Source organism: Streptomyces sp. NBC_00425, assembly GCF_036030735.1.
Taxonomy (GTDB): domain Bacteria; phylum Actinomycetota; class Actinomycetes; order Streptomycetales; family Streptomycetaceae; genus Streptomyces.
On the sequence record NZ_CP107928.1, the window covers coordinates 4,558,835 to 4,577,173 of the forward strand.

Consider the following 18,339-nt stretch of genomic DNA (forward strand, 5'->3'; position numbering starts at 1 on the left):
CGGCCGGTCCCGCGAACCTTCACAAGAACCGACCCGTCCCTGCCGCGCGTCCTGATCTACGGTGCCATGAGGCACCTGGGACCGGGGAGGAACCGTGCAGCAGCCGAGGGCGGCGCTCGCCGAACGGATCGCGGAGCGCAGAGCCGGGGGTGACGACCCCCGCGCTCTGGTGGGCGAGATGCGACGCTCGGTCCTGCTGGTGCCGGTGGCCGACGGAGGTCTGTGGTCGGTGCGGTCCGGCGGGGTGCGGTGGATCTGCGGGTTCACCGACGAGACGGCGCTCGCCCGGTTCGCCCTGCGACACGGGCCCGGCGACCGGCCCGTGGACTACGCGGCGCTGCTGGGCGCGCGCATCGTCGACGAGATCGTGCCGACCCTGGGCGAGCCCGCCGGGCTGGCCGTCGACATCGCCACCGACGAGGGGTCGATGTTCTTCCCGCCGGTCGTCGGCATCGTCCGCGACGCGGTCGCCGTCGATGCCGGCGCCGCCCAGGAGCGGAGGCGGCCATGAGCGGTGAGGGAACGGACCTCCAGCTCGGCCAGGCCGCCGTCGCGAAGTTCACCCAGGGCGTGGGCGCGACGATCGACCAGCTCGGCGAACTCGGCGGCGCCACCGGCTCGGTGATGGGCAAGGGCTTCTCGGAGCTGGCCATGACCCAGATGGAGGCCGGGCACCACGGCCTGTCGGTGGACTTCGAGGACTTCTGCGAGCGCTGGGAGTGGGGAGTGCGCGCCCTGGTGCACGATGCCAGCGCCCTCGCGAGCCGCCTCGGCCTCGCGGCGGGCACCCAGTGGGAGCACGACCAGTACATCGCGGGCTCGTTGAAGGTGGGCGTCAACTCCGTGATGGGCGGCAACCCGCACGCCAGTGAGGCGGAGATCGCCCAGCAGGACTGGGGCGACGTCTTCACACCGGACGCCCTGGACCCCGACTGGAGCGGCGAGTCGTTCGACAAGGCCGGTCAGGACATCGAGCAGACCTGGAAGGACACCGGTCGCACCGTCCTCACCGAGGGCGAGGGCGGCCGGCGGTCGGAACTGCTCAACGACGCGCTCGGCATCTCCGACGACCAGTGGAACCAGGCACTGGACGACACCTTCGGCCCGTCGCCGGAGGAACGCGCGCAGCAGCAACAGCAACAGGGCGATTCCGGGGGCAACTGACGGTGGGCATCGGCGACTTCATCAGTGACATCACGCCCGACTCGGTCGAGGACGCGGTCGAGGACGGCGTCGCGTGGGTCGGCGACCGGGTCGAGGACGCCGGCAACTGGACGGCCGACAAACTGGAGGACGCCGGCTGGCAGACCGGCGCGGACTGGGTGCGCGAGCAGTCGCGCTCGGTCGCCGACCGGCTGGGCGCCGAGGTCGACGAGATGGACCTCGGGCAGACCGAGGACAAGACCAAGCTGATCTACGGCAGCGCCGACAAGATCCGCTCCACCGCCGAGAAGCTCCGCGGCTTCCAGTCGTCCTTCGACAGCGCGGGCGAGGGCCTCAAGGGCCTCGACTCGTCCCGGCTCAAGGGCGAGACCGCCGAGGCGCTGCGCACCGCGGTGGGCACCCAGCCGCCCAAGTGGTTCACCGGCGCCGACGCCTGCACGAAGGCGGCCGCCGCGCTCGAGGCGTTCGCCGGCACCGTCACCTGGGCACAGGGACAGGCGCAGACGGCGATCGACAAGTGGAAGGAGGGCGTCAAGGCGTCCGAGGACGCCGCCGACGCCCACCGCAAGAAGATCGACGACTACAACAGCGCCGTCGACCGCTACAACGCCCAGCCCGCCGACAAGCGCGACGCCTCCACCCTCCCCACCAAGCCGGCGGCGACCTTCGACGACCCCGGCAGGAAGCTGATGCAGGACGCTCAGAACCTGCTCTCCGAGGCCCGCAAGCAGCGCAACTCGGCGGCGGAGACCGCTCGTTCCGCCGTCCGCGCCGCCCGCGACACCGCCCCCGCGAAGCCGTCCTACGCCGAGCAGTTGAACGACGGCATGCAGGAACTGCAGATCATGGGCGACCACGTCGGCGGCGGCATCATCAAGGGCACCGCCGGCATCCTCAACTTCGTCCGCGGCGTCAACCCGATGGACCCGTACAACATCACGCATCCGGCCGAGTACGTCACCTCCCTCAACAGCCTGGCCGCCGGACTGGTCGTCGCCGCCAACGACCCGGTCGGCACCGGCAAGCAGATGGTCACCGACTTCATGAAGGACCCCAGCGAGGGTCTGGGACGGCTGCTGCCCGACGTCGCACTGACCGTGGCCACCGGGGGCGGCGGCGCCGCGGTGAAGGGCGTGCGGATCGCGGAGGACGCCGCCGAGGCCGCACGGCTGCGCCGCCTGCTCGACGACGCCCCGGACGGGACCCACAACACCCCGGACGGCGACCGCAATCCCGGCGGCGACCCGGTGGACCTCGCCACCGGACGGATGTACCTGCCTCAGACCGACCTCGACCTCCCCGGCATCCTGCCGCTGGTCTTCACGCGCCGCACCGAGTCCGGCTGCGCGGCCGGCCGCTTCCTCGGCCCTGCCTGGACGTCCACCGTCGACGAGCGCCTCCAGATCGACGCCGTCGGCGTTCTCCACGTCACCGCCGACGGGCTCCTGATCGCATACCCGCACCCGGTCCCCGGCGTGCCCACCACACCGGAGTCCGGCCGGTCCCGCACCGAGCTGGCCCGCGACGCCCACGGCGACTACACGGTCACCGAGCCCGACAGCGGCCTGGTGTTCCGCTTCGCCGCCCCGCCGGGGGCCGAACCGGGCGGCGACGGCGTCGCCTGGCTGTCGGAAGTCACCGAACGCAACGGCCACACGATCACCGTCGACCGCGGCGAGGACGGCCTGCCGCTGGCCCTGGTCCACTCGGCGGGCCGCCGGGTGAACCTGTCGTCCGCCGACGGCCTCGTCACCGGGCTGTCCCTGGCCGGCGCGGGCGAGAACGGCGCCGACCTGCCGCTGATGGCCTACGGCTACCAGGACGGCGACCTGACCGCCGTCACCCGGCCCTCCGGCGCCACGACCGCCTTCGTCTACGACGACCGCCGCCGGGTCATCGCCTGGATCGACTCGGGCGGACACCGCTACGACTACGTCTACGACGACCACGACCGCGTCGTGGCGGAGGGCGGCGAGGCCGGTCACGTCCAGATCAGCCTGGCCTACACCGGACCCGACCCCGAGACCGGCCACCGCAGCACCACGCTGACCACCTCCGACGGGCACGCGACCCGCCATCTGTTCGGCCCCGGCTGCCGGCTGCTGGCCGTCACCGACCCGCTCGGCCACACCACCCGGTTCACCTACGACGCCCGCGGCAACCTGCTGACCCGCACCGATCCACTGGGCCTCACCACCGCTTTCTCCTACGACGAGGCCGACCGGGTCGTACGCGCCGTCCGCCCCGACGGCAGCGAACTACGCACCGTGCGCGGCCCGTTCGGCCTGCCCGTCGAGGTCGTCGGAGCGGACGGCGCCCGCGTGGTCCACGAGTTCGACGAACGCGGCAACCGCACGGCGGTCACCGACCAGGCCGGCGCCACCACCCGCCACACCTACGACCACGCCGGCCGGCTCACCTCGGTCACCGACGCCCTCGGCGCGACGACACGCGTGGTGTGCGACGCGGCCGGGCTGCCGCTGGAGGTGATCGCTCCCGACGGCGCCGTCACGCGCACGGAGCGCGACGCCCTCGGCAGGCCGGTCCGCGTCACCGACCCGACGAGCGCCGTCACCCTCTTCGAGTGGCACGCCGACGGGCAGCTCGCCCGGCGCACCGGACCCGACGGCGAGACGCAATCGTGGACGTACGACGGCGAGGGCAACCTGCTCGACCACACCGACGCCTCCGGTGGCGTCTCACGCTTCGAGTACACCCACTTCGACCTCCCGGTCGCCCGCACCCTGCCCGACGGCGCCCGCTACACGTTCGAGCACGACGCCGAGCTGCGCCTCACCCGCGTCACCAACCCACAAGGGCTGAGCTGGACCTACACGTACGACGCGGCCGGCGACATCCGCTCCGAGACCGACTTCGACGGCCGCACCCTCACCTACCGGGTGGACGCCGCGGGCCGGCTCGCGGCCCGTGTCGACGCGCTCGGCGGAACCGTCTCCTTCGAGCGCGACCGGCTGGGCCGGGTGGTCCGCAAGGACGTCGACGGCCACGTGACCACCTACGTCCACGACCGGGCCGGGCGCCTGCTGGAGGCGGCCGGCCCGGACGGTGTGCTCCGCTACCAGTACGACCGGCGGGGGAAGGTCAAGACCGAGCTGGTGGACGGCCGTCCCGTCTCCTACTCCTACGACGCCCTGGGCCGCCGCACACAGCGCACCACGCCCACCGGCCACGTCACCTCCTACGCCTACGGTGACGACGGACGACTCGAGCACCTGGCCACCGGGGGTCACCGGGTGGGCTTCACCCACGACGCCGTCGGCCGGGAACTCGCCCGTGTCTTCGGCGACGCGATCACGGTGTCCTCCACCTGGGACGAAGCCGGGCGGCTCGCCGCGCGGCACATCACCGCCGGCGCCCGGGCCGTCGACAGCCGCGTCTACGCCTACCGCGCCGACGGCCACCTGATCTCCGTCACGGACCGGAAGTCGGGCACCCGCACCTTCGACCTGGACGCGACAGGCCGGGTCACCGCCGTCCACGCCCACGGCTGGACGGAGCGGTACGCCTACGACGACGCCGGCAACCAGACCTCCGCGTCCTGGCCGTCCGGCCATCCCGGCAGCGAGGCCACCGGAGCGCGCGCCTACACCGGCACCCGCATCACCCGCGCCGGAGACGTCCGCTTCGAGCACGACGCCCTCGGCCGGGTCGTCCTGCGGCAGAAGACCCGTCTCTCCCGCAAGCCCGACACCTGGCGCTACGCCTGGGACACGGAGAACCGCCTCACCTCCGTCACCACCCCCGACGGGACCCTGTGGCGGTACCGCTACGACCCGCTGGGCCGCCGCACCGCGAAGCAGCGCCTGGCGTCCGACGGCGAGAGCGTGGTCGAGGAGACCCGCTTCACCTGGGACGGCCTCACCCTGTGCGAACAGACCAGCCACCAGCCGGACGTTCCGCACACGGTCGCCCTCACCTGGGACCACCGCGCCGGCACGGCCCTCGCCCAGACCGAGCGCATCCTCACCGCCGACGCCCGCCAGGAGGAGATCGACCGCCGGTTCTTCGCCATCGCCACCGACGTCGTCGGCACTCCCACCGAGCTGATCGACGAGTGCGGCGACATCGCGTGGCGCAGCCGCAGCACGCTCTGGGGCACCACTGCCTGGTCCCGGGACAGCAGCGCCTACACCCCGCTGCGCTTCCCCGGCCAGTACTACGATCCCGAGACCGGCCTGCACTACAACTACTTCCGCCACTACGACCCCGAGACCGGCCGCTACACCTCCCCCGACCCCCTCGGCCTCGCCCCCGCCCCCAACCCTCTCGCGTATGTGGACAATCCGCTCAGCGGGTCCGACCCGCTGGGCCTCATGCCCAAGTACACGAAGGAGGAGAAGGCCCAGAAGGCCAGGGACGACGCCCTCAAGGCGATGGACGACGTCATCGCCAGGGCTCAGGACGGCAAGATCAAGAAGGCCGGCAACTACCACGCGGACGACCACGGCTTCACCGAGGAGATGGTCACGGAGATCCTCAAGAAACCGGACGCCGTCTACCACTCGACCGGGGGCAGCGGGAACCTGATCTTCCGTCAGGGCGACGACATCGTGGTGGTCCGGGCCGACCGCACCGGGGCCGGCAACGTCATCACGGCGTACGGGTCGTCCGGCATCAAGGGTCCTTCCGGGGCCGAAGCGCTGGGCGGCCTGCCCAGCGATCCCGGCGGGCCGATCACACACGCGGACGTCGTGGAAGGCAGGATTCCGGCCAAGAACGGCTTCATGCCTCCCGCAGAGCAGGTCAGATGAGGTGGCGCGCACCATGAGAATCACCATCGACGACGACTGGACCGCGACGGTGACGGCCGATCCGCTCGGCGTCAGCCCGCGTTTCGACTTCCGCGACTTCCGGGTGCGCCTCGGGGCGTACGCGGACGTCGAGGAACGCGGGCGGTTCCTCCTGGACACCTTCGGCAGCCGGCCGTGGCTCTGGGACACGCCCGACGAGCTCCACTTCGACAGGACCGGCCGGGAACTGGTCGGCGCCGAGTTCCAGATCGCCGGCGAGGCCGCCGACGCCGGGGACTGCGCCCGCCTGCCCGCCGCACCCCCCGTGCGCCCGGGCGGCCTTCGCGCGGACGAGGTACGGGACTTCCGTCTGGAGGTGACCTCGGAGCTCTGCCGCGCCCCCGGGGACACCGTGCTGACCTGCCTGCGCGACCTCGACGTCCTGGACGAGCCGCTGGACGCCCGCATCGGCATCGCCCCCGACGTGGCGCTCCTCGTCCAGCACGGCGCGGTCGTCGGCTGGAGCCTCACCGACCCCGCGCGCTACCTGACCACCGGCTTCGCCGCCCCCGACCCGGCTCCCCCCGCCCCGGCGACCCGGCTCCTCCTCACCGACTGCCTGGACCTGATCACCACGGAACTCCTCGACGAGGTGCGGGACCGGGTTCCGGCCGCCCTGGACCGGGTCCGGGCCCTGGAGCAGGCCCTGCGCGACCGGCGCGAGGACCGGCACCGCGTCGACGCCCTGCTGGCCTTCGTCGCCGAACTGGTCGAGGACTACGCGACCGGATGAGACCCGCCTGACGGCCGCGTGGTTCGGCCTGCTCAGACCGACGATCACCGCGACCGCGGGCGCCGCCGCAAGGTCCCGGGCGAGCCAGGCCGTGCAGTCCGCGGTCGAGAGCGGCAGCAGAAGGTCGACGCGGTGACGTCGGCCGCCGCGAGCCAGAGCGCGGCGGCCGAGGCGGGCGGGAGGCGGCGCGGGCTGGACGCGGGTGCGGGTGCGGGTGCGGGTGCGGGTGCGGGTGTTGAACCGTCCGCACAGCCCTCGGGCGGCGCCGTCGCGGCTTACCCGCCGCCCGTCTCCTCGTACGGCTTCCCGTACCGGCCGCCCGGCCGCCGTGCCGGCGCGCTCAGCCGCCGTCGACGACGGCGAGGTGGTACGTCGTGTCCACCCAGAACCCCCCGGTGGTGCGGGCCTTGATCTCGACGACGTAGTGGCCGACGGGCAACGCGTCGAAAGCACACCAGAGCCCCCAGGCGACGCGCTTGCGCAGCGCTGCGCGGAAGGGCTTCGAGGTGAACTCCCGCATCGGCAGCGGGACTCCGTTCAGGAACGCCCTGGCGTCGGCGACCTCCATGACCATCGGCTCGCGCGAGGTCAGCGTCAGCGGCCGCTGCGTGTTGAACACCGGGAAGAAGACCGGCCGTCCCGAGGGCATCGAACAACGCCGCACCACGCGGCCGCCGTAGGTACCGGCCAGGAACCAGACGTCGTCCGGCTGGCGCCAGCCGGCGAACTCCCCCGTCGTGTCACTGACCGGGCTGCGGTCGTCGGGCGCGGACAGCGCCCACTGCCACCAGCGGGCGGCCAGTTCACCGCCCTGCTCGGGCCCCGGCTCGGCAAAGCCGCCCTCCACCGACACGGACTCGCTCACGACTCCCCCTCCACTCGCTCACCCATGCGATCATGCCGGCGAGACCCTACCGGGCAGGACGGCGGGAGACCCAAACGCGGTGCCTGCGCCGGGCCCCCAGGGCGACCGGCCGGACGGCGAGGGCGCCGACGGGGCGGACGGCCGCCGGGACACTGCCCACCGCCGAACCGGCATCCCCCCGCCCCCGCGAAGGCGCACCCCGGCCCCTCTTTCTCCGCCTCACCCCGAGCGCACGATCCCTCGCACCCCGACTGCCCCGGCAGCCGAACCGCAGCGCGCGCCCGGGACTACCATCCACGCCATGGCGTTACTTGAGCGGGAGCACTGGCTTGACGCGCTGCGCCACAGCCCGGCCGGGCGGGTGGCCCTGGTGTCCGGTGAGGCGGGTATCGGCAAGACCGCTCTCGTCAGGGCGTTCTGCGACGGCCTGACCCGGCCCGTCCTGTGGGGTTCGTGCGACGCGCTGCAGACGCCGCAGCCGCTCGGCCCGCTCCACGACATCGCACGGCAGGCGACGGGTGAACTGGCCGCCTCGATGGCCGCGGAGAGCTCGCGTCCGGCGATGTTCCGCGCTTTCCTCGACCAGTTGACGGCGCGGGAAGCCGTCGCCGTGGTGGAGGACGCGCACTGGGCCGACGAAGCGACACTCGACCTGCTCCTCTTCACCGCCCGCCGCATCTCTTCCACGCGCGGCCTGCTCGTCATCACCTACCGGCACGACGAGGTCGGACCGGATCACCCGTTGCGCGCCGTGCTGGGAGCGCTCTCCACCGACGCGAGCGCACTGCGCATCCGGCTGGCACCGCTCTCGGTCGCGGCCGTCGCGACACTGGTCGGGCCGGACGGTCCGGACGCGGCGGAACTGCACGCCCGGGCCGGCGGCAACCCCTTCTTCGTGACCGAGGTCCTGGCCGATCCCGACCGCCGGGTTCCCGAGACCGTACGGGACGCGGTGCTGGCCCGGGCGGCCGGTCTCGGCCCCGCGGAGCGCGACGCGCTGAACTCGGTGGCCGTCTTCCCCGGTTACGCTCCCGCACCTCTCGTCCAGGCGCCCGGGAAGGCCGTCGACAACTGCGTCGACGCCGGGATGCTGATCCGGGACGGCACACGGATCCTGTTCCGTCACGAGCTGGCCAGACTCGCCGTCGAGGAGGGAATCGCGTCGGCGCGCAGGACCGAGCTGCACGCGCGTGCGCTGGCGGATCTGACGCGGTGGGGCAGCGATCCGGCCAGGCTCGCCTACCACGCGGAGCAGGCGGGCGACGCGGCGGCCGTACTCGTGCACGCCGACGCCGCGGCCGGGCGCGCCGCGGCTGTCGGTGCTCACCGGCAGGCGGCCGACCACTACGCCCAGGCCCTGCGGTTCACCGACGGGACCAGCCCGCGCCGACACGCGGAACTGCTCGAACGCCACGGTGAGGCCTGTGCGCACGCCGGGCGGAGCGCCGCGGCCGTGCGCTCCTCCCTTCGGGCCATCGAGCGCTGGCGGGACGAAGGCGACCAGGAGCGCGAGGCCGCGCTGATGGCGTGCTGCTCCTACTACCTGTGGAACCAGGGCCGCAACGCCGAGGCGCACGCCATGGTGCGGCAGGCGCTCGCCCTTGCCGAAAGGCTGCCCGAGGGCCCTGGGCTGGTCGCCGCCTACACCTGGTCCGCGTACCTTCTGATGCTGGCCCGGGACATCGCCGGGGCGGTGCGGACCGGCAGTCGCGCCGCGGAGCTCGCCGAGCGGTTCGGCGAACACACCCTGCTCGCCCGAGCGCTCAACGCGGTCGGCTCCGCCCAGTGGTCGATCGATCCGGACCTGGCCGTGCGGACCATGCTCCGAAGTCTTCGGGCGGGCCGCGCTGCCGGTGACGACGCCGCCGTCGGAAGCGCCATGGTCAACCTGGGATCCGCGGCAGGCGAGATCCGTCGCTACGACATCGCGGAACACTGGCTGCGGGAGGCCATGACGTGGTGCTCCGACCGTGACCTGGACGACGTCCGCAGCTACGCCACGGCATGGCTGGCCCGGTGCCTGTGGGAGCGCGGGCAGTGGGCGGCGGCAGAAGCGACGGTCGAACAGGTGGGAGCCACCGAGTGCGCACCGAGCCGGATCGTCGCGCTCACCGTGCTGGGGCGGCTGCGCACCCGGCGGGGCGAGCCGGGAGCGGCGGACCTCCTCGACGAGGCGTGGTCGCTGGCCGAACAGACCGGAGACCTGCAACGCCTGTGGCCGGTCGCCGCGGGCCGCGCCGAACTCGCCTCCCTCAGCGGGCGGCAGGCCGACGGCAGCCTGCCCGAGACCTACGCGCTGGCGGTACGGCTCGGCATCGGCTGGGCGATCGGTGAACTCGGGCAGTGGCTGGAACCGGCGCCCGGGAAAGTCCACCCGGCCGCCGCCCCGCCCTATCGGATGAGCCCCGTCGAGGCGGCCCGGGCCTGGGACGAGCTGGGTTGCCCGTACGAGTCGGCCATGGCGCTCGCGCAGAGCCCGGACCACCTGCGGGAGGCCGTGCGCCGGTTCGAGAGCCTCGGGGCCCGGCCCGCCGCGGACCGGGCGGCCCGGCGGATGCGCGACCTGGGAATCCGGACCCCGAGGCGTTCCACCCTGGCCCACCCCCACGGCCTCACCGCGCGCGAAGCCGATGTCCTCGACCTGCTCAAGGACGGGTTGCGCAACTCCGAGATCGCCGACCGGCTCCGCATCACGGAGAAGACGGCCGGCCATCACGTCTCCTCCATCCTGTCCAAGCTCGGCGTGCGCACCCGCCAAGAGGCCGCCAGACATGGGGAGACGCCCGAGCGAACATAGGGAGTCGCTCCCGATGTCCCAGGGCCGCCCCCGGGCCGACTCTGGCTGTCGGAAAGGAGCGTGCACCATGCCGCGATATCTCGTGCAACGGACCTTCACCGAGGGTCTGCACATCCCCACGGACGACGAGGGCGCCAAGGCCTGTCGGACCGTCGTCGAGGGCAACGCCGCGTCGGGCGTGACGTGGGTCCAGTCGTACGTGAGCCGGGACAAGAGCGTGACCTACTGCGTGTACGACGGACCGTCGCCGGAAGCGGTGCGCCAGGCCGCGCAGACCACCGGCCTGCCCGTCGACCGGATCACCGAGGTCAGCGTCCTGGACCCGTACTTCTATCACTGACCCTCGCAGCGCCGCCCATTGAGGCCGCGACAGCGACAACTACGGCAGCGAACCGACAGCGAACAAGGAGGAACATTGGACGCATCACCGCATCGGATCGGCCGCACCGCCGGCCGGTCGAAGCGATCCCCCAGGGCGGCGCTCCTGGTGGCGGCCGCGCTGCTGGCGACCGCGTTCGCCACGGCGCCCGCCTACGCGGACGATCCCGGACTCGGCTGCGCGATCACCGCGACCGGTTCCCTGTCGGTCGCGCCGTCACCGGTGGTCTTCGGGCAGAACGCCCGGGTGGTCTGGAACGCCGAAGGCGAGGGGTGCGGCCCGGACGACGCGCTGCTGATCACCGGGCCCGGCTTCGACCCGGCGACGGAGATCTTCCCGGTCGGTGGCGGCAGCTCCGGTCCGGTGCTCATCACGTCGGCCGGAACCGTGACGTGGACGCTGACGGTGATCGACCTGTCGTCGGACACCGGCTTCACCAGGATCCTGGCCTCCGTGACGGTGCCGGTCACCGGCGTCAAGGTCGTCCCGAACATGGTGGGCGACTCCCGGGACCAGGCCTCGCGGGCACTCTCGGCCGCCGGGTACGTGGTAGGCGCCGTGGGCACGGTGGTCGACTGCGACAGCGTCGGCAGGGTGAGCCGCCAGAGTCCGGGTGCGGGCACGCCGCTCCTGCCCGGATCCCCGGTCGCGCTCACCCTCGGCGTCAAACCGCCGCCTCCTCGCGTCTGCCGGTGAACCGCTGCCGGTGAAGTCACCCGCTCTGCCCACGAGCCCCGGGCGGAGCGGGTGACGCCGTCGTCACAAGAACCGACCCGCCTGACGCCCGCCTCCACCACGGAGCCACACACGAGCCTGCCGGCTCGCCGCCGCACCCGACAAAAGCAAAAGCCCCAGGTCACGGCGAGTGAGTCCTGAGGCTTCCACAGAGCCGCCTTCGGGATTCGAACCCGAGACCTACGCATTACGAGTGCGTTGCTCTGGCCATCTGAGCTAAGGCGGCGCGCTGTCCACACCATGGTGCGATCAGCAACGTCGGTAAGTCTACACAGTTTCCGGGGGTGCTCCGCACCGGCTCCGGGGGTACCGGGCGCGGGGCCCGTCGAGGGGCTATGAGCAGCGCTTTCCCTTCGCCGGAGGCGTCCCGTCGAGCAGGTAGCCGTTGATCGCGGAGTCGATGCAGGCGCTGCCGCGACCGTAGGCGGTGTGTCCGTCGCCGACGTAGGTGAGGAGGCGGGCGGAGGTGAGCTGGCGGGAGAGGGACACGGCCCAGGGGTACGGGGTCGCCGGGTCGCGGGTGGTGCCGACGACGACGATCGGCGCGGCGCCCTTCGCCTCGATGCGCTGCGGTTCACCGGTGGGCCCCACCGGCCAGTACGTGCAGGTCAGGGAGGCCCAGGCGAGGCCCTCACCGAAGACCGGGGACGCCTTCTCGAAGGACGGCAGCGCCATCTCCACCTGCTCCGGGGTGGAGAACGCGGCGGGGAGATCCAGGCAGTTCACCGCGGCGTTGGCGGCCATCAGGTTGGCGTACCGGCCTTCGGCGTCGCGCTCGTAGTAGGCGTCCGAGAGGATGAGCAGCCCCGCGCCGTCGCCCTCTTTCATGGCCGAGGCCAGCGCCTCACGCAACTGCTCCCACGTGCTCTCGTCGTACATCGCGGCGATCACACCGGTGGTGGCGAGGGCCTCGCCGAGCCTGCGGCCGTCCGGGTCGCCGGCGGGGAGGGGGTGTGCGTCGAGCTTGCGGAAGAAGGCCTTCAGGTTCTCGCCGACCTCGGCGGGAGGGGCGCCCTTCGCGGCGAGCGGGCAGTCGGGGTGTCGCACGCAGTCCTTGGCGAACGACCGGAACGCCGTCTCGAACCCGGCCGTCTGGTCCAGGTTCAGCCGGCGGGCGGGCAGCGCCGGATCCATCGCGCCGTCGAGGACGAGTCTGCCCACCCGGTTCGGGAACAGGCCCGCGTACGTCGCCCCGAGGAACGTTCCGTAGGACGCCCCCACGTACGTCAGCTTCCCGTCGCCCAGGATCGCGCGCAGGATGTCCATGTCCCGGGCCGCCCCGACGGTGGAGACGTGACGCAACAGCCGTGTCGAACGTGCGCCGCAGGCCTCCGCGAACTTCTTGTACGCGCCGACGAGTTCGTCCCTCTCCCGTCGGTCGTCGGGGGTGGTGTCCGTCTGCGTGTACGCGTCCATCTCGGGCCCGTCGAGGCACTCCACGGGCTCGCTGCGGGCCACCCCCCTGGGGTCGACGGCGACCATGTCGTAGCGGGCGCGGACGGCGGCGGGGTAACCGATGCCGGCGTACTGCTGCAGGTAGCCGACCGCCGAGCCGCCCGGTCCGCCCGGGTTCACCAGCAGCGAGCCGAGGCGCTTGCCCGGGCCCGTCGCCTTCTTGCGGGCGATCGCGAGCCGGACATCGCCCGCGCCCGGCTCGGCGTAGTCGAGCGGCGCCTTCATGGTGGCGCACTGGAATCCGGGGACACCGCAGTCGCGCCAGCTCGGCTTCTGCGCGTAGTACGGCGCGAGCGACGTGGGCGTGGCCCGCGGGAGCGCGGCGAGCGCCGCCCGCGCCGTCGAACCGGCGGTGCCCGTCGGCTTCCCGGCGGAGCAGCCGGAGACGAGCAGCGCGGCGAGCGACAGGAGGGTGACGCCGGTACGGGACCTGCGGAGGGAACGCCTGATGTCCATCGGACGAGCGTAACTGTGAGCGACGAGTCGCACGCTCTGCGTACAGCAAGTACTCACGGACGAGTGACGCCGTCAACCCACGGCCGACGGCTTCCCCGGGCTACGGCGGTCACCGGAGGTCCGGCGGGTTCGGGCCGCCGCCGGGCTACGGCGGTGCCCCGGGTTCGGCGTCCTCGTCAGCCCGCTCTCAGCGCGAGCGTCATCGCCTCCACCGCCAGCAGCGGGGCCACGTTGCGGTCGAGGGCGTCTCTGCAGGCGGCGATGGCGTCGATCCGGCGGAGCGTCGACTCGGGTCTGCTGCCCCGGGCGAGCCGCTCCAACGCCTCTTCGGCGTCCGCGTTGGCGATCGCGACGCGGGAGCCGAGCTGGAGGGCCAGGACATCACGGTAGAAGGCGGTGAGGTCGGTGAGCGCGAGGTCGAGGCTGTCGCGCTGGGTGCGCGTCCTGCGCCGCTTCTGCTTGTCCTCCAGGTCTTTCATGACGCCCGCCGTACCGCGCGGCATCCGGCCGCCCTGGACCGCGCCCAGTGCCGCCTTCAGCTCCTCGGTCTCCTTGCCGTCCCGTTCCTCCGCGAGCTGTTTGGCGTCCTCCGCGGCCGCGTCGACCAACTCCTGGGCGGCCCTGAGGCAGCCGCCGACGTCGTCGACCCGCAGGGGCACCTTCAGCACGGTCGCCCGCCGCTCGCGCGCGGCGGGGTCGGTGGCGAGTCGCCGGGCGCGGTCGACGTGCCCCTGGGTGGCCCGGGCGGCGGCCGCGGCGACGGCCGGCTCGATGCCCTCGCGCCGTACGAGCATGTCGGCGACGGCGTCGACGGACGGTGTGCGCAGGTTCAGGTGCCGGCAGCGGGAGCGGATGGTGGGCAGCACGTCCTCCAGGGAGGGGGCGCAGAGCATCCAGACCGTGCGGGGAGCGGGCTCCTCGACCGCCTTCAGCACGGCGTTGGCCGACTTCTCGTTCAGCCGCTCGGCGTCCTCGACGAGGATGACCTGCCAGCGGCCCGTGGCGGGTGAGGTGTAGGACTTGCGGACCGTGTCGCGCATGTCCTCGGCGAGGATCTGCGACCCGACCGCGGCGACGGTCGTGACGTCGGCGTGCGTGCCGATGAGCGCCGTATGGCAGCCGTCGCAGAACCCGCAGCCCGGGGTGCCGCCCAGCGCCCGGTCCGGGCTCACGCATTGCAGGGCGGCGGCGAAGGCCCGTGCTGTCTGGCTGCGGCCGGCGCCCGGCGGGCCGGTGAACAGCCAGGCGTGCGTCATCTTCGACGCCTCCGGCGGGGCCGTTCCGGAGGCGGCCGCGGTGACGAACGCGTCGGCGTCCCGAGCGGCGGCGATCAGCTGCTCGCTCACCTTCTCCTGCCCGACGAGGTCGTCCCACACGGTCATGCGTCACGCCGCCCTTTCGTCACGTTTCGCGCTGCGGGTTCCATTGTGCGGGCCGCCACTGACAACCGGGCCACGCGGCGAGGCGGACGGTCCGTCCGCGGGCGCCGACGTGGGCACGGTCCCCCGCAGTGGGGCCCGCCGCACCACGAGCGACACCGCACCACGAGCGGATCCCTCAGCGGCGACGGCCCCGCCCACGGCCCTCGTCGCGGTCGTCGCGGTCGTCCTCGTCCCGGTGCGGTCCCAGCAGCTCGTCCGCCAGCGTCGGCAGATCGTCCAGCGGGGTCTCCTCGGCCCAGTCGGGCCGCGGGCGCCGACGTGGTGCGCCCTCCTCGTCGAGCTGCGGCAGTTCGCGCGTCCGGTCGTCGGCGCCGTCGGGACGTGCACCGCCCCGCTCGGCCCGTCCGCCCCGCTCGTCGCGGAAGAAGCCCGGCGGCACCCGGTCCGAGGGGCTCTCGTCCCTGACCGGAGGCAGGACGGCCGTCTCGTCCTCGGGTCCCCGGTCACGCACCGGAGGCAGGACCGCCGTCTCGTCCGCGGCGCCTGCCGGGATCGGCGGCTGCGGCAGCTCGGTCGTCACCTCGGCGTCGGCCGTCGGCCCGGCGGGCCCGGCCGGCGTCCGGGAGGACCGCTCGGGCTCCTTGTCCATCCGTACCGGCGGCAGCACCGCCGTCTCGTCCACCGGCCCGCCCGACGCGTTGGTCGGCGTCACCACCGGCGTCGGCACGGTCACCGCCTCCGGCGGGACCGCCGCGGCAGCGGCTGCCGGACGGGGCGACCTCGGGCCGACCGACGCGGCGGCGGCTGCCTCCTCGGCCGCACGCCGGGCCTGCTCGGCCCGCAGCAGTGCCTCCTCGGCCTTGCGCTGCTTCTCCAGCCGCCGGCTCTCGGCCTCGGCGCGCAGCCTGGCCTCCTCCTCGGCCTGCTTGCGACGCCGCTCCTCGTCCGCCTTGCGGCGGGCCTCCTCCTCGGCGCGGGCCTTCTCCTCGGCGAGCAGCCGGACCCGCTCCTCCTCGGCACGCCTACGCGCCTCCTCGGCGCGCAGCCGGGCCTCCTCCGCCTGCCGTTCGGCCTCGCGGCGCTGCGCCTCCTCCAGCTCGCGCCGCTTGCGCTCCTCCTCCTCGGCGCGCAGCTTGGCGAGCTGCTCCTGGCGCTCACGCTCGAGGCGCTCCTCCTCGGCCTTGCGCGCGGCCTCCTCCTCGGCCTTGCGGCGGGCCTCCTCCTCGGCCTTCCTGCGCGCCTCCTCCTGGGCCTTGATCTCGGCCTCGGACAGGGGCAGCAACTGGTCGAGCCGGTGCCGGACGACGGCGGTTACGGCCTCGGGCTCCTGCGCCGCGTCGACGACCAGGTACCGCCCCGGGTCCGCGGCGGCCAGGGTGAGGAAACCGGAGCGCACGCGCGCGTGGAACTCCGCCGGTTCCGACTCCAGCCGGTCCGGCGCCTCCGTGAAGCGCTCGCGGGCGGCCTCCGGCGACACGTCCAGAAGGACCGTCAGATGCGGGACCAGGCCGTTCGTCGCCCAGCGCGAGATCCGCGCGATCTCGGTCGGGGACAGGTCACGGCCGGCGCCCTGGTAGGCCACGGACGAGTCGACGTACCGGTCGGTGATGACCACCGCGCCGCGCTCCAGAGCGGGCCGTACGACGGTGTCGACGTGCTCCGCGCGGTCCGCCGCGTACAGCAGCGCCTCCGCGCGATGCGACAGCCCGGCACTCGAGACGTCCAGCAGGATCGAGCGCAGCCGCTTGCCCACGGGCGTGGCCCCGGGCTCGCGGGTGAGGACGACCTCGTGTCCCTTGGCCCTGATCCATTCGGCGAGCGCCTCGGCCTGGGTGGACTTGCCGGCGCCGTCGCCGCCCTCCAGGGCGATGAAGAAGCCGTTCGCGGCCGGAACGGTCTCCGGGTCGTCGCCGCCGAGGAGCGCGTCCCGCAGGTCCTTCCGGAGGGGGACGCCGGAGCGGTCGTCGACCTTGGCGAGCACCAGTGCGGCCACCGGCAGCAGCAGCGCGCCGACCAGCATGAGCACGAACGCCGCTCCGCCGTGCGCGAAGACGAACCGGCCGTTCTCCAGCCGGTGCGGGCCGATGAGCGCCGCGACCGGCGGGGCGAGCAGCGCGCCCAGCGCCACCATGACCCGGACCACGGCGTGCAGGTGTTCGGTCGTCCGCGCGCGGCGGTGGTCCTCGGTCTCCTGGTCGAGCAGCGCGTGCCCGGTGTTGGCGGCGACGCCCGCGCCGACGCCGGCCAGGGTCACGATCAGCAGGACGCTGGTGACGTCCGGGACCAGGCCGGCGGCCAGCAGCGCCACGCCGGTGAAGGCGATGGCCAGTGCGAGCAGCCTGCGGCGCGACAGCGACACCAGCACCTTCGGGGCGGTGCGGACGCCGATGACGACGCCGCCGGTCAGCCCGAGCACGAGCAGCCCGTAGAGGACGGGGCCGCCGCCCAGGTCCTTGGCGTGCAGCACGGCGACGGCGACGGCGGCGGCGATCGCCCCGGCGACCGCGGCGCAGGCGAGGACCAGCAGCGGGATCGCGCCCGTGCGGCCGCTGTCGACGCCGGTGGCGGTGCGGGGACGGCGCAGGCCCTCGAGCGGCGACCGCGCGCGGGGGGTGCGCACCGCGGGCAGTTCGAGGAACGTCACGATGGACAGCGACCCGGCGAAGAGCCCTCCGGCGACGTACGAGGCGAGGGCCGCTTGGTGCTGGTCGAACCAGGCGACGCCGACGCCCAGGAGATTGTTGAACAACGCCGCGACGACCAGGGTGAGGGCACCCAGCGGGATCGTCACGAAACCGGTGCGCAGCGACAGGCGGCGCAGGGCGTCCATGTGGTCGGGCAACGGCCGTACCGTCGCGCCCTCCAGAGGCGGCGCAGGCAGCAGTGCCGGGGCGGCGCTCTCCCGGGCGACCGTCCAGAACCGTTCGGCGACACCCGTCACGAACACCGTGACGAGCAGCAGGGGCAGCGCGTCGTCCGGGGTCCAGTCGATCCACAGGGGCGCGACGATCAGCAGCGCGGCGCGCAGACCGTCGGCGGCGACCATGGTCCAGCGGCGGTCGAGGGGGCCGTCGGGCGAGGTGAGCGAGGTCAACGGGCCCAGGAGGACCGCTCCGAAGAGCAGGGTGGCCAGAATGCGCACCCCGAAGACGGTCGCCACGGCGAACGCCACGCCACGGTAACCGCCCCCGAAGGAGGCTTCCGCGATGGCCGCCTGGAGGACCAGGAGGACGAAGACCAGAAGGGCGAGGGCGTCGCCCACACCGCCCACCAGCTGCGCGCTCCAGAGCCGCTTGAGCTGCGGCTCGCGCAACAGTGCGCGCACGGCGCGCTCGCGGGAGTCCGCCACCAGGGCGTCGTCCGGGGCCGGGTGGTGGGCCGTTGGCTGCTCGGCTCGCGTCATGCTTTCAGCCTATCGGCCACGGCTGACAGCCCGTGGCCCCCGTCCGGACGTGCGACCGCCCCGACACCAAAGTGATGCCGGGGCGGTCGTTTCGTGTGAACACGCCGTGCGGAAACCGTGTCGGACCCGCCGCCACCACACCCTGAAGGCGTCGTATGC

The 18,339-nt window shown here is 73.4% G+C and carries 11 protein-coding genes and 1 tRNA gene; 7 read left to right on the forward strand and 5 right to left on the reverse strand.

Annotation, left to right across the window (positions count from 1 at the left end; translation table 11 throughout):
• Nucleotides 1-94: 94 nt before the first annotated feature.
• Genes OHS82_RS19515 through OHS82_RS19530 form a run of 4 tightly spaced genes read left to right on the forward strand, consistent with a single transcriptional unit; the run spans nt 95 to nt 6,708 of the window.
• Nucleotides 95-511, forward strand: coding sequence for a hypothetical protein (locus OHS82_RS19515; protein ID WP_199863751.1), 417 nt, complete (start codon nt 95-97; stop codon nt 509-511).
• On the forward strand, nt 508-1,164 hold the full coding sequence (locus OHS82_RS19520; RefSeq protein ID WP_057577789.1) for a hypothetical protein: 657 nt from the start codon (nt 508-510) through the stop codon (nt 1,162-1,164). The genes OHS82_RS19515 and OHS82_RS19520 overlap by 4 nt, the downstream gene beginning before the upstream one ends.
• A 2-nt stretch (nt 1,165-1,166) precedes the next feature.
• Nucleotides 1,167-5,936 carry a putative T7SS-secreted protein gene (locus tag OHS82_RS19525; protein WP_328434214.1) on the forward strand — a complete coding sequence of 1,590 codons (4,770 nt, stop codon included), beginning with the start codon at nt 1,167-1,169 and terminating at the stop codon, nt 5,934-5,936.
• 13 nt (nt 5,937-5,949) lie between these two features.
• On the forward strand, nt 5,950-6,708 hold the full coding sequence (locus OHS82_RS19530; protein ID WP_057578116.1) for a hypothetical protein: 759 nt from the start codon (nt 5,950-5,952) through the stop codon (nt 6,706-6,708).
• A 340-nt stretch (nt 6,709-7,048) separates the two neighbouring features.
• Here OHS82_RS19530 and OHS82_RS19535 read toward each other — a convergent pair whose 3' ends face one another.
• Nucleotides 7,049-7,573: a hypothetical protein gene (locus OHS82_RS19535; RefSeq protein WP_242433100.1), complete on the reverse strand. Its 525-nt coding sequence runs from the start codon at nt 7,571-7,573 to the stop codon at nt 7,049-7,051.
• 301 nt (nt 7,574-7,874) lie between these two features.
• Between OHS82_RS19535 and OHS82_RS19540 the strand changes: the two genes are divergently transcribed.
• The 3 genes from OHS82_RS19540 to OHS82_RS19550 all read left to right on the forward strand — a co-directional run bounded on the left by OHS82_RS19540 (nt 7,875) and on the right by OHS82_RS19550 (nt 11,445).
• Nucleotides 7,875-10,370, forward strand: coding sequence for a helix-turn-helix transcriptional regulator (locus OHS82_RS19540; RefSeq protein ID WP_328434215.1), 2,496 nt, complete (start codon nt 7,875-7,877; stop codon nt 10,368-10,370).
• Between the two features lie 67 nt (nt 10,371-10,437).
• A complete protein-coding gene (locus OHS82_RS19545; RefSeq protein ID WP_057577792.1) occupies nt 10,438-10,710 on the forward strand; it encodes a DUF4242 domain-containing protein in 273 nt (90 codons plus the stop codon).
• A 75-nt stretch (nt 10,711-10,785) separates the two neighbouring features.
• Nucleotides 10,786-11,445 carry a PASTA domain-containing protein gene (locus OHS82_RS19550; protein WP_328434216.1) on the forward strand — a complete coding sequence of 220 codons (660 nt, stop codon included), beginning with the start codon at nt 10,786-10,788 and terminating at the stop codon, nt 11,443-11,445.
• Nucleotides 11,446-11,636: 191 nt separating this feature from the next.
• Here the strand turns inward: OHS82_RS19550 and OHS82_RS19555 are convergent.
• The 4 genes from OHS82_RS19555 to tmk all read right to left on the reverse strand — a co-directional run bounded on the left by OHS82_RS19555 (nt 11,637) and on the right by tmk (nt 18,180).
• Nucleotides 11,637-11,710: transfer RNA gene (locus tag OHS82_RS19555), tRNA-Thr, on the reverse strand.
• Nucleotides 11,711-11,817: 107 nt separating this feature from the next.
• Nucleotides 11,818-13,395 carry an alpha/beta hydrolase gene (locus OHS82_RS19560; protein WP_057577811.1) on the reverse strand — a complete coding sequence of 526 codons (1,578 nt, stop codon included), beginning with the start codon at nt 13,393-13,395 and terminating at the stop codon, nt 11,818-11,820.
• A gap of 176 nt (nt 13,396-13,571) precedes the next feature.
• Nucleotides 13,572-14,777, reverse strand: coding sequence for a DNA polymerase III subunit delta' (locus OHS82_RS19565; protein WP_057577812.1), 1,206 nt, complete (start codon nt 14,775-14,777; stop codon nt 13,572-13,574).
• A gap of 175 nt (nt 14,778-14,952) precedes the next feature.
• Entirely contained in the window at nt 14,953-18,180 is a 3,228-nt protein-coding gene (tmk, locus tag OHS82_RS19570) for a dTMP kinase (RefSeq protein ID WP_057577813.1), read from the reverse strand.
• Nucleotides 18,181-18,339: the final 159 nt, after the last annotated feature.

Bases quoted from the DNA above. Each gene is read 5' to 3' on its own strand.
- OHS82_RS19520 (WP_057577789.1), top strand. From the start codon at position 508: ATGAGCGGTGAGGGAACGGACCTCCAGCTCGGCCAGGCCGCCGTCGCG.
- OHS82_RS19530 (WP_057578116.1), top strand. From the start codon at position 5,950: ATGAGAATCACCATCGACGACGACTGGACCGCGACGGTGACGGCCGAT.
- OHS82_RS19540 (WP_328434215.1), top strand. From the start codon at position 7,875: ATGGCGTTACTTGAGCGGGAGCACTGGCTTGACGCGCTGCGCCACAGC.
- OHS82_RS19545 (WP_057577792.1), top strand. From the start codon at position 10,438: ATGCCGCGATATCTCGTGCAACGGACCTTCACCGAGGGTCTGCACATC.
- OHS82_RS19560 (WP_057577811.1), bottom strand. From the start codon at position 13,395: ATGGACATCAGGCGTTCCCTCCGCAGGTCCCGTACCGGCGTCACCCTC.
- OHS82_RS19565 (WP_057577812.1), bottom strand. From the start codon at position 14,777: ATGACCGTGTGGGACGACCTCGTCGGGCAGGAGAAGGTGAGCGAGCAG.
- tmk (WP_057577813.1), bottom strand. From the start codon at position 18,180: ATGACGCGAGCCGAGCAGCCAACGGCCCACCACCCGGCCCCGGACGAC.